This window comes from Paenibacillus phytohabitans, from assembly GCF_013141775.1.
GTDB classification, from domain to species: Bacteria; Bacillota; Bacilli; order Paenibacillales; family Paenibacillaceae; genus Paenibacillus_AQ; species Paenibacillus_AQ phytohabitans.
The window spans coordinates 523,999-549,157 of record NZ_WHOB01000069.1; the positions used below are offsets into that span (position 1 = coordinate 523,999).

Sequence of the window (25,159 nt, forward strand, 5' to 3'; positions counted from 1 at the left end):
TGTCTGCGAAGGAGTATGGAATGAAAAAACAGCCCGAAATCACGGAAAAAACGAGACAAAATTTCATAGATGTTTTTTGTGAGCTGTACAGCCAAAAGCCGATTGAAAAAATCTCAGTGCAAGAGATTGCGAAGAAGTCGGGATATAACCGCAGCACCTTTTATCAATACTTCACTGATATTTACGAATTGTTGGACTCTGTTGAGAATGATTTGTTGAATTACATCAAAGAAGAGTTGGCGAATAAAAAGCTGGCTGCCTATACTGTTCAGGATGCGCTTCATTGTCTGGAAAACCAGGAATATCTCTCGGTCCTCAAGGCCCTCCTGGGTGATTATGGCAGTATCCATTTTATAGAACGCTTGAAAAGAGAAATGATCCTGGATAGATTGGATTTAAACGTTCCGCACAACGATTCCTTAAAGCCATACCTGATTGAGTTTCAGATTTCAACCTCACTTTCTCTGCTTCGTCTATGGCTTCAGCGGGAAAAGGATTTACCGCCGGAAGAATTCCACAGGTTAGTGGACAACCTATATACAGCGGGGGTAACGGCCTATTCTCAGAACTGAAACCATGCCGATTTCACACCATTATTCGACTTGTTCAAATTTTAATAGCGCTTACATTAGGATATTCATAGGGTCCTTCGCTCCCCGTCATTATAATGAAGGTGCAATTACCTTAAAGATGAGGTGAGGTGGGGTTAATAATGAAGAGGAAGTCCGTTGTGTCATTGCTGCTTGTCTGGATGCTGATTGTCGCAGTCGTTCCGTCTTATGCAGGTGCAGATCCGGTACCGGGTCCGGTTAGTATTGTGCTGGGAGAGACGAATACAGAGAATGGAATAACGGCCTGGAACGGGGACGGACCGGGAGGGGTCATCAAAGAGACGGTCCAGGGCAAATCCGGCTGGCGGACAGACCCGGCCGGGGGCGGGAAATATATTTACCTGAACGTGTCGGATGCCTTCATCCATGGCGGAACTAATGCGGTCACGGTCACATTCGAATATTATGATATGGCCGGCAGCGCAGACAACATCTTCGGATTCTCCTACGACTCCGTATCAAGTGCATGGGATTATAACGTACCTAAGACGTATCTGACAGGCAGCAACACCTGGAAGACCGTCACCTACACCTTAAAGGACGCTAACTTTGCGAATAGGGAGAATGGGGCTGATCTCCGGATTGACACCTCTGTCCCTGTCCTGTTCGGGAGCATCACTGTCGCGAAGAGTGCGGTAACTTCTGCAGCAACGGGGCTTCAGGCAGTTCCGGCTGCCGTAAGTCTGCCCATCGGATCAACCCGTACGATTGCTGCCGCTGTACTGGACCAGAACGGGTTCCTGATGAACAAGCTGACCCTCAGCTACACCAGCAGCAACGCTGCCATCGCCAAGGTTGACAGCACCGGCAAGATCACGGCCATGCAGCTGGGAAGCGCCGTTGTCACAGCGAAGTACGGCACCCTCACCACGAACATTCCCGTGACTGTAACCAAGGTGACCGGACCTGTAAGCGTTATCATGGGGTCGGTTACACAGGAGAACGGATTGACGCCGTTTGCCGGAGATTCGAATGCCAAGACGATCCAGACTTACAATGGCATTACCGGCTGGCAGACGAATCCTGCCGCCAGCGCGCATTATATCTATTTCAAGGTAACCGATAATTACATTTATGGCGGCAAAAACACGGTCAGGGTAACGGTAGACTACTACGACAGCGCCGTGAGCGGAGAGAAAGGCTTCAAGCTTGCCTATGATTCATCACAGACGCAGTACGCTTACACAGACTTGACCGTACTGACCGGCAGCAATACCTGGAAGCAGGCGACTTACATCATAGAGGATGCCCAGTTCAGCAACCGTCTAAATAATGGCTCCGACTTCCGGATTGAGACCAGTATACCGGTCTGCTTCGCCAAGGTAACCGCTGAACTCATCCCTACCGTGTCAATGCGCGGGGCACAAATCAAGACAGGCAGTGTTTTCAAGGAGACGGAAGCATCGGGCGTCAACCTGGTTTTTGACAATCAGTTCGAATCCGGCAGGGCCCTGCATGTGAAGTACAGTCTTCTTGACTATTCGAATATCACAGTGGATGAAGGTGAGTTCGATGTCAGCCTGAATCCGGAGCAGAAGGGCTTCATCAAGCCGCTGAATTTCGGTATTCTGAACAAAGGGACGTATACCGTATCCGTAGACGCCGCCAGTGCAGACGGAACGATTCAGCTTCATGAAGACCTGCATCTCGGAACAATCACCGATCTTACGGGTAAATCTGTCCAATCGTTCCTGGGCATGAACACCCATTTCAGCAAAGCCTATGGAGGCTCAGATATCCGGCTTCCGCTGGCTGTCCAGGCGGGCGCTGTATCGATCCGGGATGGCTACAATCCGGGCAACCCAACGACTTACATTGATAACGCAGCCGCAAACGGATTAAGCACATTCATCGTGACAAGCACAGATCCTGTTGTCATAGAACAGACGGTGACAAGTCTGCAGGGCAAGGTGAACGCTTTTGAAATCGGCAATGAACTCAGTACCCAGCTGACACCCGCGCAATATCTGGCGATTCTGCAGAACGCGTATACGATTATCAAAGGCGTGAATCCAAGCCTCAAGGTAGTCGGCGGTGTCACCTTGAACTATGATGAGCCTTGGCTCAAGCAGCTGGTCGATCTTGGGGCCACGCAATATCTGGATGTGATGTCCTTCCATGTGTACCCTTCCTACAATCCTGAACAAGGGGAGACGCTTGCTGAATTTCAGGATCTGGACAGTTATATTAAAGCTTATCAGAGTAGTCATGGGCTCACCAAGGATATTGAATTATGGCTGACCGAGATTGGCTGGCCGACGATGGATCAGAAATGGGGAGGGGTTACGGAACTTGATTCGGCTTCTTATGCGGTTCAATTGTATGTAGCCAATCTGGCGAATGATAAGCTGATCGATCGAATTTACTGGTACGATTTCCTGAACGACTGTACCGACAGCACCTTCTATGAATGCAGTCAAGGTGTGCTGTACGTCGATAATTCGCCGAAACCTTCGTTCGTCGGGTTCAATGCCGTCTCGGAGCTGCTAGGCGGAGCCACCTTCGTTCAGGCTTACAGTCTGGCGGACAATGATGTAAGAGCCTATAAGTTCCACCGTGCGTCCGACAACCAGGATATCACTGTAATCTGGTCAAACACCGATAAGCAGATTGGTCTGCATACGGGTACCGCCGAGGTAGAGCTGAGAGATCTATTCGGTAATGCCCGTTCCTTCGATACGATCGGCGGCACGACGACATTCACGGCTTCGCAGGAACCCGTCTACCTCGTCGGCAATCTCGCCGCGGCTCCAGTGCTGGATACGCCGACCTTTCAGGCGGACACTTCTGCTATAACGGCGGCACCGGGGGAAGAAGTTCAGATACAGGTCACGCGGGCAGGCGGGGCAGAATCGCTCTCTGGAACTTACAGTCTGGCCCTTCCGGCCGGCTGGCAGCTGGTATCAGGAGGCTCCTTCAGTGCGGGACCGGCAACGGATACTTTAACCGTCAGAGCCCCGGGAACCCCCTCCACCGGCAGCGCACGCCTCTACCCGACCGGTGCGTCCGGCGAACGGTACGGCAGTCTGACGCTGGAGGTTCTCATGAAGGAAGCTGACGCTGTGCATGTCTCTCCCGCCCTTAACGCAGCCGGAGACGGCTGGGATCTGGCGGTCACGATTGACAACCAGAATGCACTCGGGCCAATGGATGGGGGAACAGTCACCGTGCTGGAACCCTCTAGTATGGCCGGAACGCTACCTTTTGCGCCTGTTGCGCCTCATTCGAGTACAACTCTTGTCATTCCGGCTCCGTCGCTAAGCAAGGACGCTCCATTGTCTGTCAAGATCAAGGTAGACCGGGATGACGGGTTCTCGCAGCTCATCGAACGGAATATCAGCGCTCTGACAGCGGTCAAGTCGAACCAGCCTATTACGGTAGACGGAGTTATCGGTGCAGCGGAGTGGAGCCACGCGGAGTCATTCGTATTGGATCAGGCCTCGCAGGTCCGGCTCATGACGGATTGGGGAGGAATAGAAGATCTAAGTGCCACCGCCTATACCAAGTGGGACGCAGAGCAGCTCTACCTGGCGGTTCAGGTGACAGATAATACCCATATTAACAACAATCCTCCGGGCGATGCCTGGAAGGGAGATTCCATCCAGTTCGCAATCGATCCGGGCCGTCCCGTCGAGCCGGGTAAACTGGGCTGGAGTGAGAACATCGTCGCCTTGAATCCGGAGACACAAGCAATCATGAAAAGAGGCGGCATCGGCGGCAATAACCTGCAGAATTCATCCGTCGCGATCCACCGGGAAGGCACCCAAACCGTCTACGAGCTGGCGGTTAAATGGTCAGATGTGCTTCCCGCCGGAATGACGCCGTCTGCGGCGAACTCCATCGGGTTCTCTCTGCTCGTGAATGATAATGACGGAACAGGCAGACGGGGATGGATGGAGTATATGAGCGGGATCGGCTTCAGCAAGAATCCGAATCTCTTCGGGGATCTAATCTTAACAGACCGGACGAAGCTTGGAGCAGACCTCCCCGGACCGGCTTCGATTGCGGTCGATCAGACCGAAGTCCACATGCCTGTCGGGGGTACGGTTTCTGTAACGGCTGCAGTCTATGATCAGAATAACACGGTCATGAGCGGTGTCCAGGTTGCCTGGTCGAGCAGCAATCCGGCTGTAGCTGCCGTCGATGCGGCAGGGGTGATTACCGGGGTGTCGGCCGGAACATCTGTGGTCCAAGCCACGTATGAGGGCTTAACCGCAAATGTGGCGGTGAATGTTGAGGCAGTCACCTTGATCTCCGACGGATTCAGCGGAAGCAACGGAAGCGTGATTTCCGGAAGAGCACCGGACACGGCTAATCTTCCAGGAGGGACTTGGTCGCTGGCAAGCTTCCCTTCGAACGGCAATTTCTCCGTTTACGTGAATAACAGCCAGGGAAATCCGTTGCCGCAGGCACAGATCAATGCGGCCGGCAATTCCCGGGGCGCAATGGCCATTCCAATCGTCAGCTCCGGAGCCTACCAGAAGCCGGGGAAGATGCGCATCGAGGCGGATCTCTCCTTCCCGGTGAAAGCTACCGAGCATGTGGGACTCGGATTCTACGCTGCACTTCCCTCACAGAGCAGCGGCGAGCTTGCTGAGACTTATTTTACCGGCCTGAGCATCGACAACCGGACGGGCGCCATCACGCTTAAGGTGAACGGGCAATCTGCCGGGTCCGAGATTGCGTATACCGGAACCTGGAATCCGGAGAGCGGCTTCCTGCATCTGGCCTATACGGTTGATACCTCCACGGGCACGATCTCAAATATAACCTTTACGGGGAGTACCAGCAATTACAGCTTCCAGACAGACGGATTTAACGGAAACGCTACTGCTTATGCGGCCGTCCTGATCGGGTCGACTTCCCAGCGGGATCACCGCGTGTATCTGGATAATTTCAAAATTAGCGGTTTATAGAACCAAGCAGGACAACAGCGGTGCGGGGAGTAGTCTCCGTACCGCTGTTTGGCATGGCCGTTTAAATTTTCATAGCGAGGAAGTACAGATATTCCATTCCCGCTCTTAGCGAAACTCTATACAATTACGCTGAGTCTACCGAAGAAACGACAAGGGGAGTGCCGCAATGAATAACATTGTACATGTCATATCCCATACACATTGGGACCGGGAATGGTATATGCCATTTGAGAAGCATCACGTGAGACTGGTCGCTTTGATGGATGAATTGCTGGACGTGCTGGAACGGGACGCGGAATTCCGCAGCTTCCATCTCGACGGGCAGACGATCATCCTGGACGATTATTTACAAGTGCGTCCTGATCGCAGGAAAGAGCTTGAGCAGCGTATAAGAGAGGGCCGTATCCTGATCGGCCCCTGGTATATCCTGCAGGATGAGTTCCTGACCAGTCCGGAAGCCAATGTGCGGAACCTGCTGGCCGGCTGGCAGGCCGCGAAGCCCTATGGCCGCTGGACGAGGATCGGTTATTTCCCTGATTCCTTCGGGAATATCGGGCAGGCGCCACAGCTGATCGCGCAAGCGGGCATGACAGCGGCGGTATTCGGTAGAGGGGTGAAGCCGACAGGCTTCAATAATTACACCCGGCAATCAGGCAGCTACGAATCGCCTTATTCCGAGATGTACTGGGAGTCGCCTGACGGCACGAAAGTCCTGGGCATCTTATTCGCGAACTGGTACAACAACGGGATGGAGATACCGGTCCGGAACGAAGAGGCTGCGGCCTATTGGGACGAACGCATAGCAGCGGCCGGGCAGTATGCATCGACACCTCACCTGCTACTCATGAACGGCTGCGACCATCAGCCGGTCCAGGCCGATCTGTCCGCAGCGCTTGCGGCCGCACGCCGGTTATATCCGGATACCCGGTTCGTACATTCTGACTTCGAATCCTATATCGAACAGGTCCGGGCTGCGGCACCGCAGAAGCTTAACATCATCCAAGGAGAACTGCGCAGCTTACGCAGTGACGGCTGGTATACACTAGTCAACACGGCTTCAAGCCGGATTCATCTGAAGCGGCAGAATGCCCTGGGCCAATCAGAGCTGGAGCGTGTTGCAGAGCCGCTCGCAGCTTTCGCTTACCTGCAGGGGGATGCCTACCCGCATCACTTGCTTGCTTATGCGTGGAAGACGCTGATGCAGAATCATCCTCACGACAGCATCTGCGGCTGCAGTGTTGATGAGGTTCACCGGGAGATGGTAACACGGTTCGACAAAAGTCTTCAGGTGGCGGAATCGGTCGCCCTGGACAGCGCGGAGTCTCTGGCGGGCAGGGTGGATACCTCTTGCTTCGCAGCATACGGTAACGCCTTGCCGTTCGTCGTATTCAACACGTCCGGCTGGCCCAAGCACGGTGTCGTCACGGTGGAACTGGAGACCCAGCGGTTGTATCTGGCTGAAGGCAAGCCGGCTGAGCTGAAGCAAAGACTCAGCAGCCTGCCCTTCCGGCCGGGATACGTCATTACGGATTCGGGCGGGAACCTTGAAGCGCAGGTAGAGGACCTCGGCGTCCGCTTCGGCTACAAGCTGCCGAACGATCGGTTCCGCGAGCCTTATTACGCCCGTATCATCCGCTTGACCTTCTTAGCCGGCCAAATTCCGGCTCTCGGATACCGGACATTCGCCTGGGCAACGGATACGCTGCCAGCTGCATCTTTCCCGCCGTCTTCGCTGGTTACAGGTCCGCGATCAATGGAGAATGAATGGATTCGGGTGGATATTGCAGATAACGGAACGTTCACTTTGCTGGATAAGGCATCGCAGACAACCTATCCCGGACTAGGCTATTTCGAGGATACGGGCGATATCGGCAATGAATACGTATATACCGCACCGCAGGGACATTCTGCGCTGACGACGGAAGGCAGCCCGGTGTCTTCCTGCGAACTGGTGGAGAATTGGGCCGGTGCAGCCGCGTTCGAAATCGTTCACCGGTGGGCTGTTCCGGCAGAAGCGGATTCGCTGCTGCAGGAAGAGATCGATGCGATGGTTCCGTTCATGGATCGGCAAGCCCAGCGCGGCAAGCGTGAGATTCCGCTCATCCTCAGGATGAAGGTGACGCTGGAGCGGGGAGCGAGAAGCTTGAAGCTATCGGTCCATTACGACAATCAGGCGAAGGATCACCGGCTGCGTATCTGCTTCCCGGCCGGCATTCAGGCGGACAGCCATTACGCGGAGTCAGTCTTCGAGATTGCGGAGCGCAGTAATATACCCGACCCCGAATGGGTCAATCCGAGCTACTGCCATCCTCAGCAATCATTCTCCGGCATCGATTCCGTGGAGGCCGGTCTGATGGCGGCTGGCCTCGGGCTGCACGAGTATGAAGTGCTGCAGGACGGCCGTAACACACTTGCCGTCACGCTGCTTCGGGCCGTGGGCGAATTAGGGGACTGGGGCGTGTTCCGCACGCCGGAGGCACAGTGCCTGGGAACGCATACGGCCCAGCTCAGCCTAATTCCGTATTCGGGTAAGCCGTTCCGGACTGAAGCGGCGGCGGAAGCCTATCGCCAGTCGGTTCCCTTTACGGTAATTCCAACCGGGTTGAAATCCGGAGAACTTCCCCCTACCCATTCTTGGCTGCAATGGGAGGGAGACGGATTGTTACTAACCTCGGTCAAGGTTTCGGAAGAAACCGGCGATCTCGCCGTCCGCTGGTTCAATGCGTCTATGCAGCCTGCGGTCTTATTGCTGGATGCACCTCCGGGAGGCGGGGGCGTATGGAACAAAAGCAACATTATGGAGGAACGTCTGCATAGGCTGACCCAAGGGCAGGATGGACGGGTTCGGTTGCCGGTCCGGCCTGCCGAAATTGTGACGGCGGTTTATGAGAGAGCCGGTCAGGAAGGACTCCCTTTAGCGTAATAATCGGATTATAATGAATTATGGAAAAAATTATGATCTGGGGGCGATGGCCATACTCTCGTTAATCCATTCGGTCACAAAGGGGATTATGGCTGTATTCGGCTATTTTTCACGCTCCCTTTTTCGTAAAATGCTGCTCGCCTTATTCGCGATCATCACGATTACGGTATCAACGCTTGGCTTATATACCTACGATCATACGTCCTCAGATATCAAGCAGCGCGAGATCCAGAATATGGAGCTCTTCAGTTCGCAATCAGCCGCCAACCTGGAGACGCAGATGGCCAATATCAAGAGTACCGCATGGAATTACTTCTCTGACCCGAGATTCCAAAGCTTCGTGCAGACGTTAGGCTCCGATCCGCTGGCTTATAGTGAATTCTCCGGCAACTTCAGTCAATTCGTGACCGATCATTCCGCAGTCGAATTCATCGTGGTTACACAGCTTGAGGGCAATCGCTTGATCAAAGGCAATCTCAATAACACGGATGTAGTCGATTTCGAAGATTTGAAGGAGATCGCGGTGGCGAATAACGGCAGAGGCGTCTGGGTCCCCTCGATAGCTTTTGACCGGCGTACAGGGCAGGAGGTTAGCACGCTGACTTTCGTACAGGCAGTCAAGAATATCAGCACGCTATCCAAGTTCCCTATAATCGGTGTCCTGATGGTCCAGCTGTCTTATGAGTATCTGAAGCAATGGCTCTCAGGACTTGGTGAGACGGAAGGCGTGGACTTTCTGCTGGTGGATGCAAGGGAAGAGACGGTCCGGATCTCTGCTGATTCCTCACTGCCCGGTAAACCGCTGGAGCGCCGTAACGATACGGAAGTGCTGTACGTTTCCCAGCCTTTGGCGAATACGTCATGGGTACTGGTGGGCATCGTTAATGTCCGTACCCTGCTCAAAGAGGTGAACGGATTGGCGCGGGATACGATCTTGATCGGAATTGCCTGCTTATTGGGAGCCATGCTGGTGGCTATTCTGCTGTCCTCACGAATTCTCACACCACTCAAAGAGCTGAAGAAAGGCATTCTGGCCGTTGAGAAGGGCGATTACGATATTATTCTGCCTATCCGCACCAAAGATGAAACCGGTTACATTATTCACCGTTTTAACCACATGACTGAGGAGATCAAGTCGCTGATCCGGAAAGTGTACGAGGCAGACTTAGTCCGTAAAGAAGCGGAAATCAAGGCGCTGCAATCGCAGATCAATCCCCACTTTCTCTACAATACACTAGGCATAATCGATAGCCTTGCCACCCTGCATGATGACGACCGTATTAGCCTGATCAGCAGGTCACTGGCAAAGATGTTCCGTTACAACATAAGTGCTGCCCGGACGTCAACGATCCAGCTTGAGCTGCGTCAGATCGAATTGTACCTCTATATTCAGCAGCAGCGGTACGGGAACCGGTTCAAATATACGATCGAAGTGGAGGATTCAATATACGGCTTCTCCATTCCGAAGCTGCTGATACAGCCCTTGGTGGAGAATTGCTTCGTGCATGTCTTCGACAGAATGTCTGCGCAGTGCGAGCTGCGAATCCGGGGCTGGAGACGGTCCGATCAGGAAATCTATCTCTCTGTATGGAACAACGGCCCGCCGATTGCAGCGTCAAGACTGGCGGAGCTCAACATGCTGCTGGGTCAGGATATCCAGCAGCGGCGTGACGAGCTGCCGCCATCCTCCATCGGACTGATGAACGTGCAGAACCGGATCAAGCTGCTGTATGGAAATGAATATGGTCTTACCATTACCAGTGAGCAGGAGCAAGGCACTGAAGCTGTTATTCATCTAAGAAAACTGGGAGAGGAGGAGTAGTGGGATGAAACTGCTCCTGATTGAAGATGAGCCTATCTTACGGCAAGGCCTGATCCGGATCATCGAACGGATGGGGCTGCCGATCGGGGAGATTGGCGAAGCCGCAAATGGCATTGAAGGCTTGCAGCGTCTGGCTGAGCTCCGGCCGGACATCGTCATTACGGATATCCGGATGCCGGAGATGAACGGACTGGATTTCATCCGCGAGGCCAAGGAGGTCGACGATAAACTGCAATTTATCCTGGTCAGCGGCTATGAAGAATTCGAGTTCGCCAAAAGAGGCATCCAATACGGAGTTGCCGACTATCTGCTGAAGCCGGTCGAACCCGAAGAGCTTCGGGGCTGCCTGATCCGGATCATGGCGAAGATCGAGCAGGACCGCCGGCATTCCACGCTCGGCGATGAGCTCCAGCTGCTTCAGCAAAGAAGCGAGGAGACTTCGCGTGAGCGGCTGTTGACCCAGCTGATCCAGCAGGGAGACGAGGGCTTTGCCTTCGAGCAGGACAGGGAGCTGGCTTCCATGAACACTTCTTGCCGCGAGTTCGTAATCGTCCTGTTCGAAGTCACACGGCCCGACTTGCCCTATAGCTCTTTCCTCCAGGGAGACGAAGCTCTGCTTGGATTTGCAATCTCCAATGTCATCTCCCAGCTGATTGAATCCAGGGAGCGGGAAGGGATGTTATTCCGCCATTCTATCTATGACAAAGAGCTTGTCTACCTCCTTGGAGACGGCAATTCCATCGGCCTCACCTCTATAAAGCATGAGCTTGAAGGGGTGATGACGGGGATTCACCGCTATCTTAAGCTTGAGGTGACCATCGGCTTCGGCCTGCCGGTGCGGAATATCCGCCAGATCCATCAGTCCTATCAGCAAGCCAAGCAAGCGCTGCGGGACCGGATTATCCACGGACGGAATAAAGTATACGGCTTGACACCGGCAGCCGGCGGTCAGGGTAACGGGAGCTCGGTTCTTGCGGAAGAGGATGAGCGGTTCGTATTCCGCCTTTTGAACGATGGCAATGCCGCAGCCTTAATCAAGTGGCTCGGCCCCCGTATCGAAGCTCTCGTGGAGTACGAAGCTTCCAGCTTCAATCAGCTGGAGAGCTTCTGCATTGATCTCCATCTTCTCTACCGCAAATATCTGCTGCTTAAGACAAGTATCCCGGAATGGATCATCGGTGAGGTCGGCGATCTGCTGAGCTGGCTTCACGGGGTGGAGAGCTGGACGGAGATTGAGGTCAAGCTTGCCGCTATGACCCATAATATGATGGATCACTTAAACAGGATGCGGCATTCCTCGAATCCCGATCTTATGGATGAAATCAAGCTCTATATAGACAATAATCTGCATGAGCCGATCAGTCTCCAGGTCATTGCTGACCGCTTCTATATCCACCCGAATTATTTCTCCAGACGGTTCAAAGAACGGTTTAAAAGCAGCTTCATCAGCTACATGACTGAAGAACGAATCCGCAAGGCCGGACAGCTCTTGAAGAAGACGGAGCTGCAGATCCAGGAAATTGCCGTTCTGGTTGGCTTTCCCGATGCGGCTTATTTCAGCAGCGTGTTCCGGAAATCGACTGGTACGACTCCGGTTCAGTACCGCTTGAACATGTCGGCTGCTTCAGAGTAAGGCCGATGAGCGTTGACAAGGGGGGACAAGGGTTCGATGAAGATCATGGAACATACATTGCAAGCTCACTATAAGACACTAATCTGCGGAGCGACTTGCAGCGGAATCGGAGCAGCGTTAGCGGCACCGGAGTCGACTCTGGTCGTCGAGCGGTCGGCAGCAGTAGGGCAAGAGTATATCGAGAGCTTCAACCCTGGACGGAACGATGGGCCGATTCCGCTGTCCTCATTCGGACGCTCGTTCGTGCTGGAGCTCCGTCAGCGTAATTTGACCGGGGCCGCCTTAGAGCCGGTGCACCTGCCGGGCCTTCATCCTGTTCTGTGCCGGAGACTGCTGGATGCCCGGGTTCAGGTGCTGCTCCTGACAGAGATTCTTGAGATCCGGCAGCTCCCCGCAGGCTTCGAGGTTGATCTATTCAATGCATCCGGTCTACGTACGGTAACGGCCGACCGCATAATAGATACGACTACATGCCGGGTATCCCGTCCGGCAGAGATCCGTCCGTCCGGGCGCAGCCTTAATGCGTATATTCACACCGGAATTGCAGATCAGGGCCTGCCTGCTGCCAGCGATCCCGGGGTGGAGTTCGTTCAAGGCCGTTTCAGCGCAGAGCATATCGTCAAATGGACGCTTGCAGCAGACGACGATTGGCCTGCTGCAAGAAACGGTCTATTAAGCTATTGGCATACCCGTCCAAGCGTACTTCTCCCCTGGACAATTGCCGCCATCGCCTCCGTCTTCGATTGTGAAGTGCAGCGAGGCTTGCAGCTCGTCATGGACGGCTGGTTCTGGCTTCCGTCAAAAGGGTATGGGCACCCGGTTGAAGCTATCGATCAAGGCTATGTTCACCAAAAGAGATGGGAGGGAGCAGCAGATGGAGCACGCAGAAAGGTATAGCGGTGGCGTGGTCAACCATTCGTCCTTCGGGGGAGCTTATGCGGGACGCTATGATGTCATCGTAGCAGGGCTGGGAACAGCAGGAGCGATTGCGGCGATCACGGCGGCCAGGCAAGGGCTGAAGGTTCTTGGCGTAGAGCGTCTGCATGGCATGGGCGGTACAGGAACGGCCGGGGCTGTATGGAGCTATTATTACGGGTCGAGGGGCGGCATATCCGAGCCTCTGGATGAGCAGGTGTTAACGCTTGCTGCCGGATGCTTCACACCTTCGCAAGGCGTGAACGGAGAAGCCAAAATGATCGTAATGGAGCAGGAAGTGATTCAGCTTGGCGCAGACCTCCGGTATGAGAGCACAATCACAGGAGTCCTTAGACGGGGCAAGCGCGTATGCGGAATCGAATGGATATCCCCGGAAGGCCGATTCACGGCGGACAGTGAAGTCGTGATTGATTGTACGGGAGACGCGCATGTGTGCGCGCATGCAGGAGCGGGCATGTACTGCGGCCGCAAGATGGACGGCCAGCTGCAGCCGTTCTCGAACGTATGGCTGCAGCTGGAGAACGGACAGGTTAACTGCCGGCATACCGACTCGGGTTATGCCGATCCGGGAGATGCGTTAGCTCTGTCGCAAGCAATCCTCACGTCCGCAACCGTCTCTACGCACCTGAAGGATACTTATACTGAGCGGGACCGCTGGCTCCGCCTTGCACCACTGACCGGAATCAGGGAAGGGCGGCTGATCGAAGGGGAAGCACAGGTGACACTCGAATGCGTCCTCAATGACATTCATACAACGGAGCCCTTGTATTATGCGTATGCGCATGTTGATCTGCACAGCAAGGATACCGCCTTCGAGAGCGAGGTGCTGCAGAAATGGAGCGTTGCCTGCAGCATGTGGGGACACAAACTCTCCGTTCCGGTCCCGCTCGGCGCGCTCATTCCCCGAGGAATGGAGGGGCTGCTCGTCGCGGGCAGATGTCTGGCCGTCGATCATGACTTGGCCACCTGTGTACGGATGAAACGGGATATGCAAAAAGCAGGGGAGGCTGCCGCCAATGCCGCCTATCTCTCCATAACCAGGAAAGTACCGCTCCGCGAGGTTCCTTATCCGGAGCTATCCGCGCTGCTCACCGCAACAGGCTGCTTGCAGGCAAGCGGTCACAATACGGGTCCGGCTTGGCTCGGTGCGCCGGAGAGCATCAGGGAAGGCATGTCCAGCGCGCATCCGGGGCTTTCGATCTGGTCGGCGGTTAGAATGGGTGGATCTATTCACGCTGCATTAAGAGCCTGGATGACACAGGTTCCTGAGTCTGACCTCAGTAAGCATAGTGCATTCGCACTTGCATTGCTTGGGTATGCCTCGTCCGCACCTGTGCTGAGAAAGCTCGCGCGCGTGAAGGACCCCTTCGTACCACAGACCCGCCTCGTCCATAAGCGCGGCCATGGGCGGGGCTATTCGGCGATTCTCCTGCTGGGACTGCTTGCGGACAAGGATGCGGCTGACTTGCTGTATACCCTATTGGAAGAACCTGTAGAAGCTTTCCCGGACCCGGATGCAAGTGAAGCGTCGGAGACGCCTGCCGAAGTACACTTCCAATACGTCTCGTTCGCCGTGGCTGCCTTGGCCAGAATCGGGGACCGCCACTCGGATACGCGCTGTCCAACGGCCGAAGCTTATTGTAAGCTGCTGCACAGGAAGGACCTCGGATTTGAGGTCGCCCTGCCCGGTGCGCCTCACATTCCGTACGACATGCTCCCTAAAATCCGGTTGTGCATAGAACAAACAATCCTCCGCTGGGACATCGGACCGCTGTCCTGGAGGTGAAATATTCATGTTTAGCCGGTTAATTATTTCTATTTAGTAAGCGGTTGCAACCCTTTATGATGAAGGGGTACAGCAATCACACTTCACGGGGGGATTATGAAATGAAGCGTTATAAAGGGTCCACACACAAGCGGGCTGCGCTGTTAACCATGTCGCTCGCCTTCGGCCTGCTGACGGCGTGCGGTTCCGGCAACGGGAACGATCCGGCAGCAGAATCGGCGGCAACGCCGGCGGGCAATACGCCTGCGGCGGAGAATACAGCAGAGCCTTCCAAGGAAGCAGCTATCGTCGAGATTACCGTTTGGGATAAGCCGGCGCCGGATGCCGCAACGAAAGCAGTCGCCGAAGAATTGCAGGCAAAGTTCGATGCTGCTTATCCGAATATCAAGGTCATACACGAGGATGAGACGCAGACGCCCGAGAAATTCCTGGCAGCGGTTGCGGGCGGAGAGCAGCCTGACGTGTTCCGGCCGTCGTTCCCCAAGATGCAGGAATACGTTCAAGCGGGCATTGTAGCGGATATTACCGATTTGATCAACGCTTCCCCTGATAAGGACCGCTTTATCGACGGCGCCTTCAACATGGCTACACGGGACGGCAAAATCTATGGCGTACCTCTCTCAATGTATTCGACGGGCGTCTATTACAACAAAAAGCTGTTCGAAACTGCCGGAATCACGAGCCTTCCCGCCACATGGGATGAATTCGCTGCTACGGCCAAGACCGTACAAGAGAAGAATCCGGGCACTATCGGTTTCGATATTCTCGGCATGGACTGGGGCGACTGGCACTTCGAGTATTACGTCTGGCAAGCCGGAGGAGATTTGACGGAGCTTCAGCCGGACGGAACGGTCAAGCTTAACTTCACTTCTGAGGCTACCGTCACAGCCTTGCAGTATTACAAGGATTTGAAATGGACGCATAAAGTCGTTCAGAGCAATGTTCTCCAGTCTTTTGAAGAGAATAACAAGGACTTCTACAGCGGGAAGTCGGCGATGATCCTCGGAGCATCCGATGCCTATAACACCTTCGTCGGACAGGGTATGGACCCGAGCGTAATCGGCTTCATGCCATACCCGGTCGGTCCTGCGGGTGTAGGCCCATCCCAGGTGGGCGGCAGCTTCTGGGCAATCAGCCCGTCGGCAACTCCGGAGAAGCGGCAGGCGGCTTTTGATTACATTATGTTCATGTCCTCCAAGGAAGCCTTCGAGACCCGGCTGCAGTTCAATAAAGACAACGGGCTGGGAGTCAACCCGTTTACCGTCGTCAAAGACGTAGACACATCCAATTATGTTGAAGGCATGCCCGCTGATTTCTTAAGTGCCATCCGTAAGGCGGCCGAAACGCAGCAATTGGAATATTATTTGAAGTCGAGTCTGAGCCCCTATGTGGTGAAGCCGATTCAGAAGGTGCTGCTCGATCAGAATGCTGATCCTTTGACGGAGCTCAAGGCGGCGGAACAATTGGCGCAGAAGGAAGTTATTGATAAATATAACACAGATATCCTGAGTCAATCCGGCAAGTAACCACAGATTACTGTTAAGCTGCCCGGGGTTTCCGGCAAGGAGATCCCGGCATCTATTCTTGTGCAGGCGGTGAAAAGATGAAGCTCGAATCCAGTCCTCCCCTTAAGGCCCTTCCCGCCCCGCGGACCCGTTTCCGTATCCGGTGGACGCCGGTCTTGTTTCTACTGCCATCCATTATCGTCTTCATCGTGTTTAAGTATTATCTGATCTTCTCGGCCGTGCAAATCAGTCTATTTAACTACGATATCGTGAATCCGCCCGGCAGGTTCGTCGGGTTAGAGAATTACTTCGTCTTTTTGCAGACATCGACGTTCTGGCTTGCGCTCAAGAACACCTTTATCATCTTCCTCCTGTCCGTCGCGTTAACCTTCTGGGTGCCGATCGTTCAAGCCATCTTCCTGAGCGAGATCCGCAAGGCGAACGGAGTGTACCGGGTGCTGTATCAGATTCCGAGCATTCTGCCGGTCGTGGCAGGCGCACTGCTGTGGAAGTGGATGTACAACCCCGACAGCGGGCTGTTCAATTACTTGCTCGGCAAAATCGGCCTTGGTCCCTACGGCTGGCTCAACGATATTAACATGACTAAGTTCGCTATTGTCCTTCCGGGGTTTTTCGCCAGCGGCGGAATCGGAGTGCTGCTCTACTATGCTGCGATCAAATCGATCCCTGCAGAATTATTCGAATCGGCCAAAATCGACGGTTGCGGCCCCTGGCGCCGAATCCGGTCTCTGGTGCTGCCTAATATCCGCTTCGTAATCCTGATCCAGTTCATCTCGTTCATGTCCGGGGCGCTGCTTGCATTCGATAATATCTTCATTCTGACGAAGGGAGGACCTGCAGATGCTTCACTGGTCGTTTCCTTGCTCATTCAGCGTTCTGCCTTCGAACAATCGAACTTCGGGATGTCGGCTGCCCTGTCATTCTTCATGTTTCTGGTCATTGCCTTGCTGACGGTCATTCAATTCAAGCTGCAGAAGGAGGAGAACTGATCCTTATGAAATCTAACCGCATCTCTGAGCGAGGTGAGAAGGGACTAAGGTTCACCTCCTATGCTGTGACGATATTGTTTCTCTTGTTCGGTACGCTGCCACTCGTATGGCTGTGCCTTACTTCCATCATGGACAACGAGTCGATTCAATCGGCTACGCCCAAATTCATTCCGGACGTGCCTCACACGATTACTGTTACATTAGATTTCACGGGCGCAGACAGCGGGGATGAGACCTTCTATAAGAAAGAAGCAATGGAGGCGATCTGGTTCCCCTGGGCATCCTTAATCCGCAACAATATCGGTGAGATTATCGTGAACGGGACGAGGGACGGCCAGCAGCTGTTCCGGGCCAAGGCCACTTCGGCGCAATTCTATGTGGGCCAGATGTCGATTGTTCCTACCCGCGTCGTCAACGATCAGGTGATGAAGCTTAAGCTGCCCACCATCGCAGAGCGGAAACTGAGTGATTTCGAATGGTACGGCCCGGCCTCTAAGCCGGCCAAGGCTACGGCACCCTCCTCTGACCATGAGGTGGCGAAGCTCTACCGCGACTTCTTCGTGTCCCATGACGTGTTAGCCGGGAAAATAACGAGTGTCGGGCATTCCCGCAATAAGCTAAGGCTGTTCGACAGCTTCGCCAGCCTGCAGCATATAGCGCTTGGGAAAGCCGGGGATCTCGGGTTCTACCGTTACTTCATCAACAGCGGAATGGTCACGTTCACCGTCATCATCTGGCAGCTGGTCTTCGCGGGTATCGGCAGTTATGCCTTGTCCCAGCTCATCCGCAGCAGCCGCCTGAGATTCTTCCTGTTGATGTTCTTCCTGGCGACAATTATGATTCCCGGGGTATCGATCCTGATCCCGCAATATATTCTCATCAAGAACCTGCATCTAAGTGACTCCCTGTGGGCCATCATCCTGCCGCATTTCGCCTGGGGCTTCGTAATCTTCCTGTTCAAAGGCTTCTTCGATCAGCTGCCCAAGGAATTGCTTCAGGCGGCCCGAATTGACGGTGCTGGTGAACTCAGAACCTTCTTGAAGATTGTCGTTCCCATGTCGATCCCTGTATTCACCATCGTGGCAGTCATGACCTTCGTGCCTGTATGGAATGAATTCATGTGGCCCTACATCGTAACGAAATCGCCGGAGCATTGGACCTTCCCGGTCGCGATGAACGATATGCAGCAGACGACCAACCGCAATACCATCGTCCGGCCGAACCTGATCAGTGCGAGCGGCGTCCTCTCGCTGATTCCGCTGCTGATCTTGTTCATATCCACACAGCGTTTCGTGGAGAAAGGGATTAATTTCACAGGAATTAAGGGCTAATAACCACTTGAAGGAGCAGAGGATAAATGGAAAGCTATGAGGTTGTCATATACGGAGCAACACCCGGCGGAATCGGTGCAGCGCTCGGAGCGGCGAGGCAGGGCCGGCGGACCTTGCTTCTGGAACCGACAGATCATCTGGGCGGAATGCTGACCAGCGGACTAGGCAGAACCGATATTCTCTCTCTTGAAGCCTCCGGCGCCGTATTCCGTGAATTTGCCGGCCGCGTACATGCTTATTATCGTGACCGGTACGGCGAAGAATCCGCGCAGGTCCAGGATTGCAATAGCGGATTATTCTTCGAGCCGTCCGTCGCTCAGCATATTCTGCAGGAGATGACACGCAAGGAAACGCTGCTTCACATTCAGCTGTGTGCAGAGCTGAAGGGTGTCCGGGTAGAAGGCACTCAACTGCTGGCGATTCGGGTACAGACGCATGCTGGCGAACAGGAATTTGTCGGCAAGGTATTCGTGGACGGGACTTACGAGGGGGATCTGGCGGCGATGGCAGGTGTTCCTTACCGGCTGGGACGCGAATCCCGGGAAGAGTGGAACGAGGAGTATGCCGGCAGGCTCTATATGAACTTCGATGAATCGAAGGAAGTGTATCCCGGCAGCACCGGCGAAGGGGACGACCGGATACAAGCGTATAATTACCGGCTGTGCCTAACCCGGAACCGGGATAATTTCATTGCTTGTACCAGACCGCCGGGGTATAACCGTGACGAATATGCCCTGCTGGCAAACGATGTGACGGAGCAACGGGTCAAGTCTATTGGGGATGTGCTTAATATGCTGGCCGTGCCGAACGGCAAGACAGACAGCAATAACCACCATTACTGCATGTGCTCGACGGATCTTCCGGAGGAGAATACGGCTTATGCCGATGGGGATCGCAGGACAAGGGAGCTATTCGCGAAACGCCAGAAGGAGTATATTCAGGGGCTGCTGTGGTTTATTCAGCACGATGAGGAGCTGCCGGAGGACTTTCGCAAAGAAGCATTAAGCTGGGGGTATGCGGCGGATGAATTTACCGCTTACGATTATTTCCCGCCGCAGCTATATGTGCGTGAAGCCAGAAGGATACAGGGAGAGTACACGTTTACAGAAAATGATGCACGACTCGCTCCCGGTCTAGCACGTGCGCCGATTCAATTCGACAGCATCGCGATCGGGGATTACCCCATTGATTCTCATGCCGTGAAGAAACGGGAGCCCGAAGGTCAAAACAAAGCGCTTGAGGGCTTCCTCGGCCTCAACTGGCTGTCTGAAATCTATCAGATTCCCTACGGTGTTATAGTCCCGCAAGCTATTGACGGATTGCTGGTACCGGTCGCCGTGTCCGCCAGCCATATGGGCTTCGGCACCCTCCGGATGGAGCCATGCTGGATGCAGCTCGGCTTGGCGGCCGGCATAGCCGCAGACCTTGCCATCACTAGGAACACAGATGTGCGTCTTGTGCCTGTCGATGCACTGCAGATCAGCTTGCTTGATCGGGAGCAGCGGATTACTTACTTCGAAGATGTTGCCTGGGATCATCCGGCAAGGCAGGCCGCGGAATACTTGGGAACAAAGGGGTTCTTCACTGCTTATGCTGCCGGATTAGACGATCCAATGCCGTTATCCGAAGCCTCCAGACTGATTGCATGGGCACGCAGCTTACCCGGATGCCGCAGCCTGCCTGTACTTCCGGCGACAGACAACCTAATTCCGGTTGGTACAGATATGGGGCCAAGGCTGCCCCTGGAGGAAGCCGGACCGCGGGAGTACTGGCATGAACGGCCGCTGCTAACCGGGGCGATGACGGCGAATTGGATACAGGTTGCATTAAGAGGGCTTGGCCTCTCCGCCCGGGAGGACCCGCTTATAGAGCTTAGCCGGGAATCCAGCATCACAAGAGGGACGTTTGTGTCCAAGCTGTATGAGCTTATCCGTGAGGTTCAGCAAATGTAGTGAGGGGGTATGTTTTTGAGAACGTCTGGCCGATGGGCAGGCAAAAGCTGGGGCACGCTTGGCGACAGCATCAGCGCGGCGGGTGGTTATCAGCCGCTGGTGTGTGCAGAAGTTGGTTTCGGAACAATGGCCAACCTCGCAGTCAGCGGTTGTCCTATGGCAGCGGGCGGAGACCGTGACTACGGGGCGACTGTACATGCGGGCCGTTCTTTAACAGAGATCCCTGACTGTGTTACTATTTTGGCCGGAACCAACGATTTCAGGCTCGATAAGCCGCTGGGGAGTATGGAAGGGCGGGACATTCATACCTTTTACGGTGCCTACGCCACTTTGATTGAGGACCTGTTAACCCGCAGGCCGGATGCCCGTCTGAATCTGTGGACTCCGCTTCAGCGGGATAAGGACGGATGGGATACCACCGTCAGGAACTGCGCAGGCTTCCGCCTGCCGGATTACGCTGAAGCGGTCCGCAGGATCGGAGCCTATTATGCGGTGCCAGTACTGGACTTGTATGCTGAAAGCGGGATTACCCGGTTAACTCTGGATTATTTCACCCTTGACGGCCTTCATCCGAACGAGGCAGGCTTTCAGCGGATTGCTGAGCTGGCCATCCCTTTTCTGGAGCGGATTTGAATAGCAGGCTGAATGGTTCCATGCACTTTTGAATGTACAAAGAAACCTCTCTTATGAGAGGTTTCTTCATTTGTTTTTTAAGATTGCAGATCCAATTCCCGCTTAAACAGCGGAGAGGACGGAACGATTGTGGAAAAGCGACAGCGGTCCGTTCGCGCAGCGTCCACTAAAGTGCACACGATGATCCTACTCCAAAAAAGGGGCTTATTAGCTACCCCAACCAACTATAGGGCCGCTCAGAATCTCTGTACTTATAGCATCGGTAAAAGTATCAGTAGTGTGGAAGTAGTAGGAATGCTGGCCGGGAGGCAGCTTGGTCGTGTATTGATAGACTCTGCCGTCAACATAGTTAGTATCACCCGGATTAGCAGGCTGCATGGTCCGGACAACGCCATCCAAGACCAGCTCCATGGCAAATGGGGCCTGATTGTCCGCATCGGTATAAGTGACTGTGAAAGTAAACTCGGTTTGCGGCGTGCCTGCTGTATGATTTACGCCTCCTGAAGTTAACGTTGGCGCACTTCCGCTGACCTGATTGGTCGCCTTGATTTCATCAATCAGCATTTCACCGGCAGTGACTGTATTTTGTTTCAACCAAATGGACATCTTCAGCGCCTTTTTATCAATGGCCGGACTAAGTGCATTCAGATCAAATTGCAGATCGCTCCAGTCCGCTGGAACCAGAGCCCAGCCTCCGGTCAGATTGTACGTTCTTTTGCCGTCATTAATTTCAATCCGGGTTCTGAGGTCAGGAGAGGCCGGATTCTTAAGCGTAATATTCAAATACCGGTAGCCGCTCAGATCGACCACATCGTTCCACGGCTGGAATTTAGACGCTGAAGTCACACTTGCCGGAGTCTGGGCGAATTTGCCGGCTGAACGTCCGTCTACGGTAAGCTTGGTGAACGTTCCCGTGCCGCCATTCTGGTTATACCAGTTGACCCAGGTCGTATTGGCCGCAGAACCACCCCAGAATCCGCCTCCTCCAAAATCATCATATAACAGGGGAGTGGAGGGGTCCGGCAACGCGGGAGCAACGGTGTAATGAGTCGAGCTGTAGGTGTATCCGCCGGAAGAGTCCTTCGCTCGAACATCTACTCTCCGGTTGGTGTAGGGCAAGGATTGGCTCTCATCGATGACAGCAGCGTACACCGCACCCCTTACAGTTGAATATACATTACCGGATACCGTCATCGGCTGATAAGGCAATCCGGCTGCCGCATACTCTACCTGGCTCAGATCATCCCCAGCCTCAGCAAAAACAGTTACATCTCCGCGGACCCATTCTCCAATCACCGGAGAGAGTAGCGGCAAGGCGGGCGGCTTCGCGGTGTTGTCCGCACCTGTTCCCGGAGTTGCACTCAGTCCCATGACTGTGTATAGGAGTCCTGCCTGAATACTGATACTGAACTCGTTATACCGCCACTGATTCGTATCATCCAGATAGAGGGAACGGTCCTCGTACCAGGGGCTTATACTGGTTCGATTCTTAGGATCTTTCATATTCGGTCCGCTGACCATGGCGCCGGGGAAGATAATCCCAGTATCACCCGCAGTATTAGAATCCTCATTGTAGCGGGTATGCGGGAACATCACATGATGGGTGCCAATGCCGGAGATCCAGCTGATATTCCACGGATTTTCTCCGAACAGCCAATACATGCCTTTTACCACCGCCTCCAGTGCTGCCGGGTCACCGAATAATTCATAGTACCGCAGCAGGTCCCCTAAATAAGAAGCATGAGGTTCGTTTACACCGAAATTCTTAAACTGGTTCAGTACACCATACGGGGTATCATCTGAAGTGGAGAGGAAGAAATCCGCTTGCCCTTTTAACAAACTGTGAATATGAGACTGTGTTGCAGCATCGGCAACCGGGTAGAACTCAGCCATGGACATTGGGCTCATATCCCAATAGTTCGTGGATGAAATGTCACCCAGCGTTAAGGCGTTGATTGTAGCTGAAGCTGAATTCCTATACCGGATCTCGCCGGTCAGCAAGTACAGCTCCACATCAGCGAGCAGCTTGGAATTGGGGATGCCTCCTCTGGTGGAGTAGGAGCCTATTGGACCGTCAGGATGGGCAACCACATAATCATAAAAGATTACAGCTGCGCTCTCGCATTGGTCGGCAAAATCCGTAAGTTCTGCAATCCGGGCTGACGCGATGTCGCCTTCGTTAACCGCTGTGCGGATCGCGCGCGCTGTGGCTGCCAGTGTACCCGCTGACTTGGCTGAGCCGCCGACGCTTAAATCGGTCAGCTTCCGGTCATCGGCTGTGCCGGAGATGTTGTCGGTAGATTTCTCCGGGTGAACGAAAGAAGCATTGTTCCTGAGATTATACATTTCCCCGCCAAGCTGATCCGCGAACTTGATGAGATATTCGCTGCCGAAGACAGCTTCATCTACCAGGTCCGGGATGCCATTGCTGTCGTTATCGTACTTCACGCTGTCTTTGTCCGCATAACGCGTATAAGCAAGTGCAATCTCCGCGCCGACCCATTGGTTACCGCCATATTTCCCGTAATCCCCCGCATCGTACCAGCTGCCTGTCAGATCATAATGGGTCAGGCCGTCCGCAGACTGGGCATCATCCAGGTGACCCGCGGCATGGTAGAGCTTGGCGGAAGGAGCTACACTGCTGTAACCCTCAGGATAAGCATCACTGGTGGCTACTGAGGCACGCAGGAGACGATAGAAGGCAGTCATTTCATCCTTGTATTGATCCCACAGGTTAGGCGTAATTTCAAAAGGATAGGAATACTGCTGATTACTTCGCACCCTGTAGTTGTTCCCGGAATCTGTGACGGAGGAGAAGCCGATAGAGTAAACATGCTTATTCCAGTAAAAGCCCTCGTAAGTCATGGTGCCTGAAGACACGACATTAGCTCCATCCAAGATCTCATAGGTTGTATCTGTCACTGTGGTGGTTGAGATGAATTTGGCGTTCTTGATATCATCTGCGCTGTAGCCGGCTTGGCTCACTACAATATCAATTACAGAAGAGGAATTGGTTACGCTCAAATTGTGAATTCCGGTCGTGACTTCATTCGATGTCGTATCTGTGGTACGGAAATAGTAGGAATGGGCACCCGCCGGAAGCTTGGTCATGAACCTGTAATCTTTTCCGTCCGTGTAGGTTACATCGGCTTGATCGGTTTCGCGCATAGTATAGGCCGTGTCATCAATGATCACCTGGACGGCATAAGGCACCTCGTTATCCGGGTCGGTATAAGTGGCATCGAAGGTAAAATTAGTGTTCTGGTTATAGCTTCCATCTGTATCCGCACTCATCACAGCCGGGCTTAACTGAGGCGCGGTACCGCCGGAGGCCGTGGTAAACACGATATCATCGATCAGCATTTCCCCGTAAGTCCCGCCGGCTTGTCTAAGCCATACCTCCAGTTTGACTTTCTCCTTCTGAATCTTGGGCGACAGGGCATCCAGATCAAACTGCAGGCTGGTCCAGGTATTCGTTGCAGGTACATAACCACCGGTAAGATTGTAATTGGTAATGCCATCGCCTATAACAACACGAATGAGTGACTGGGTATAACCTGCATTTTGCAGAGACAGATTCATATAACGGTAGCCCGAGAGGTCAAAGGTCTCGTTCATCGGCTGAAACTTGGCCCAGGAGGTGGAGGAGCTTGGGGTTTGTGTGAACTTTCCAATTGTACGGGTGCCTTGGACCGTCTTGGTGAAAGTGCCGCTGCCCCCGTTCTGATTGTACCAGTTCGTCCAATTTTGCTTGAACAGCCCGCCGCCGGCAAAATCATCATACAGAAGAGGGTGGCCGGGTCCCGGCAAGGGGTTAACCGCTGCTGCGGCAGGCCGGGGAGACAGAGCAACAGCACTTATGATCAACAACAGACTGAGGCATACAGGTAATAACTTTTTGAATCGTACGGGGAATAGGCTTGATCTGAACATCTGTTTAACCTCCTCATAGTCGGATAGTGTGAACCCTAATCTCCTTTCCTCTTTTATGTAAACGCTTGCAAAAAGAGCATAAAAGAGTTACTATCACTAATCGATGATGAATTACAGGGAATATGTGATCTATACTAGGGCTGTAACGGCTTCGAACCTATGAAACAA

The 25,159-nt window shown here is 53.8% G+C and carries 13 protein-coding genes; 12 read left to right on the forward strand and 1 reads right to left on the reverse strand.

What is annotated here, in order from left to right:
• The first annotated feature begins 20 nt into the window (after window positions 1-20).
• From GC101_RS25700 to GC101_RS25755, 12 genes are all read left to right on the forward strand, one after another.
• On the forward strand, window positions 21-572 hold the full coding sequence (locus tag GC101_RS25700) for a TetR/AcrR family transcriptional regulator (RefSeq protein WP_171719593.1): 552 nt from the start codon (window positions 21-23) through the stop codon (window positions 570-572).
• A 140-nt stretch (window positions 573-712) separates the two neighbouring features.
• Complete coding sequence (locus GC101_RS25705) at window positions 713-5,527, forward strand: sugar-binding protein (RefSeq protein ID WP_171719594.1); 4,815 nt, start codon at window positions 713-715, stop codon at window positions 5,525-5,527.
• 166 nt (window positions 5,528-5,693) lie between these two features.
• Window positions 5,694-8,450, forward strand: coding sequence for an alpha-mannosidase (locus GC101_RS25710; RefSeq protein ID WP_171719595.1), 2,757 nt, complete (start codon window positions 5,694-5,696; stop codon window positions 8,448-8,450).
• A gap of 13 nt (window positions 8,451-8,463) precedes the next feature.
• Window positions 8,464-10,272 (forward strand): sensor histidine kinase, encoded by a 1,809-nt coding sequence (locus tag GC101_RS25715; RefSeq protein WP_171719596.1) that lies wholly within the window; start codon window positions 8,464-8,466, stop codon window positions 10,270-10,272.
• A gap of 4 nt (window positions 10,273-10,276) precedes the next feature.
• Window positions 10,277-11,905 carry a response regulator gene (locus tag GC101_RS25720; protein ID WP_171719597.1) on the forward strand — a complete coding sequence of 543 codons (1,629 nt, stop codon included), beginning with the start codon at window positions 10,277-10,279 and terminating at the stop codon, window positions 11,903-11,905.
• Window positions 11,906-11,941: 36 nt separating this feature from the next.
• Window positions 11,942-12,802 carry an FAD-dependent oxidoreductase gene (locus tag GC101_RS25725; RefSeq protein ID WP_171719598.1) on the forward strand — a complete coding sequence of 287 codons (861 nt, stop codon included), beginning with the start codon at window positions 11,942-11,944 and terminating at the stop codon, window positions 12,800-12,802.
• Window positions 12,780-14,627 (forward strand): FAD-dependent oxidoreductase, encoded by a 1,848-nt coding sequence (locus tag GC101_RS25730; RefSeq protein ID WP_171719599.1) that lies wholly within the window; start codon window positions 12,780-12,782, stop codon window positions 14,625-14,627. The genes GC101_RS25725 and GC101_RS25730 overlap by 23 nt, the downstream gene beginning before the upstream one ends.
• A 101-nt stretch (window positions 14,628-14,728) precedes the next feature.
• Window positions 14,729-16,153, forward strand: a complete 1,425-nt coding sequence (locus tag GC101_RS25735; RefSeq protein ID WP_171719600.1) for an extracellular solute-binding protein — start codon at window positions 14,729-14,731, stop codon at window positions 16,151-16,153.
• A gap of 77 nt (window positions 16,154-16,230) precedes the next feature.
• On the forward strand, window positions 16,231-17,142 hold the full coding sequence (locus tag GC101_RS25740; protein WP_042137398.1) for a carbohydrate ABC transporter permease: 912 nt from the start codon (window positions 16,231-16,233) through the stop codon (window positions 17,140-17,142).
• A gap of 5 nt (window positions 17,143-17,147) precedes the next feature.
• On the forward strand, window positions 17,148-18,473 hold the full coding sequence (locus tag GC101_RS25745; protein WP_171719601.1) for a carbohydrate ABC transporter permease: 1,326 nt from the start codon (window positions 17,148-17,150) through the stop codon (window positions 18,471-18,473).
• A 26-nt stretch (window positions 18,474-18,499) separates the two neighbouring features.
• Window positions 18,500-20,425: an FAD-dependent oxidoreductase gene (locus GC101_RS25750; protein ID WP_171719602.1), complete on the forward strand. Its 1,926-nt coding sequence runs from the start codon at window positions 18,500-18,502 to the stop codon at window positions 20,423-20,425.
• 15 nt (window positions 20,426-20,440) lie between these two features.
• Complete coding sequence (locus GC101_RS25755; RefSeq protein WP_171719603.1) at window positions 20,441-21,058, forward strand: SGNH/GDSL hydrolase family protein; 618 nt, start codon at window positions 20,441-20,443, stop codon at window positions 21,056-21,058.
• 207 nt (window positions 21,059-21,265) lie between these two features.
• Here GC101_RS25755 and GC101_RS25760 read toward each other — a convergent pair whose 3' ends face one another.
• Entirely contained in the window at window positions 21,266-24,991 is a 3,726-nt protein-coding gene (locus tag GC101_RS25760; RefSeq protein ID WP_171719604.1) for a glycoside hydrolase family 9 protein, read from the reverse strand.
• Window positions 24,992-25,159: the final 168 nt, after the last annotated feature.

Bases quoted from the DNA above. Each gene is read 5' to 3' on its own strand.
- GC101_RS25750 (WP_171719602.1), top strand. From the start codon at position 18,500: ATGGAAAGCTATGAGGTTGTCATATACGGAGCAACACCCGGCGGAATC.
- GC101_RS25705 (WP_171719594.1), top strand. From the start codon at position 713: ATGAAGAGGAAGTCCGTTGTGTCATTGCTGCTTGTCTGGATGCTGATT.
- GC101_RS25715 (WP_171719596.1), top strand. From the start codon at position 8,464: ATGAATTATGGAAAAAATTATGATCTGGGGGCGATGGCCATACTCTCG.
- GC101_RS25730 (WP_171719599.1), top strand. From the start codon at position 12,780: ATGGAGCACGCAGAAAGGTATAGCGGTGGCGTGGTCAACCATTCGTCC.
- GC101_RS25760 (WP_171719604.1), bottom strand. From the start codon at position 24,991: ATGTTCAGATCAAGCCTATTCCCCGTACGATTCAAAAAGTTATTACCT.
- GC101_RS25725 (WP_171719598.1), top strand. From the start codon at position 11,942: ATGAAGATCATGGAACATACATTGCAAGCTCACTATAAGACACTAATC.
- GC101_RS25710 (WP_171719595.1), top strand. From the start codon at position 5,694: ATGAATAACATTGTACATGTCATATCCCATACACATTGGGACCGGGAA.
- GC101_RS25720 (WP_171719597.1), top strand. From the start codon at position 10,277: ATGAAACTGCTCCTGATTGAAGATGAGCCTATCTTACGGCAAGGCCTG.
- GC101_RS25740 (WP_042137398.1), top strand. From the start codon at position 16,231: ATGAAGCTCGAATCCAGTCCTCCCCTTAAGGCCCTTCCCGCCCCGCGG.
- GC101_RS25745 (WP_171719601.1), top strand. From the start codon at position 17,148: ATGAAATCTAACCGCATCTCTGAGCGAGGTGAGAAGGGACTAAGGTTC.
- GC101_RS25735 (WP_171719600.1), top strand. From the start codon at position 14,729: ATGAAGCGTTATAAAGGGTCCACACACAAGCGGGCTGCGCTGTTAACC.
- GC101_RS25700 (WP_171719593.1), top strand. From the start codon at position 21: ATGAAAAAACAGCCCGAAATCACGGAAAAAACGAGACAAAATTTCATA.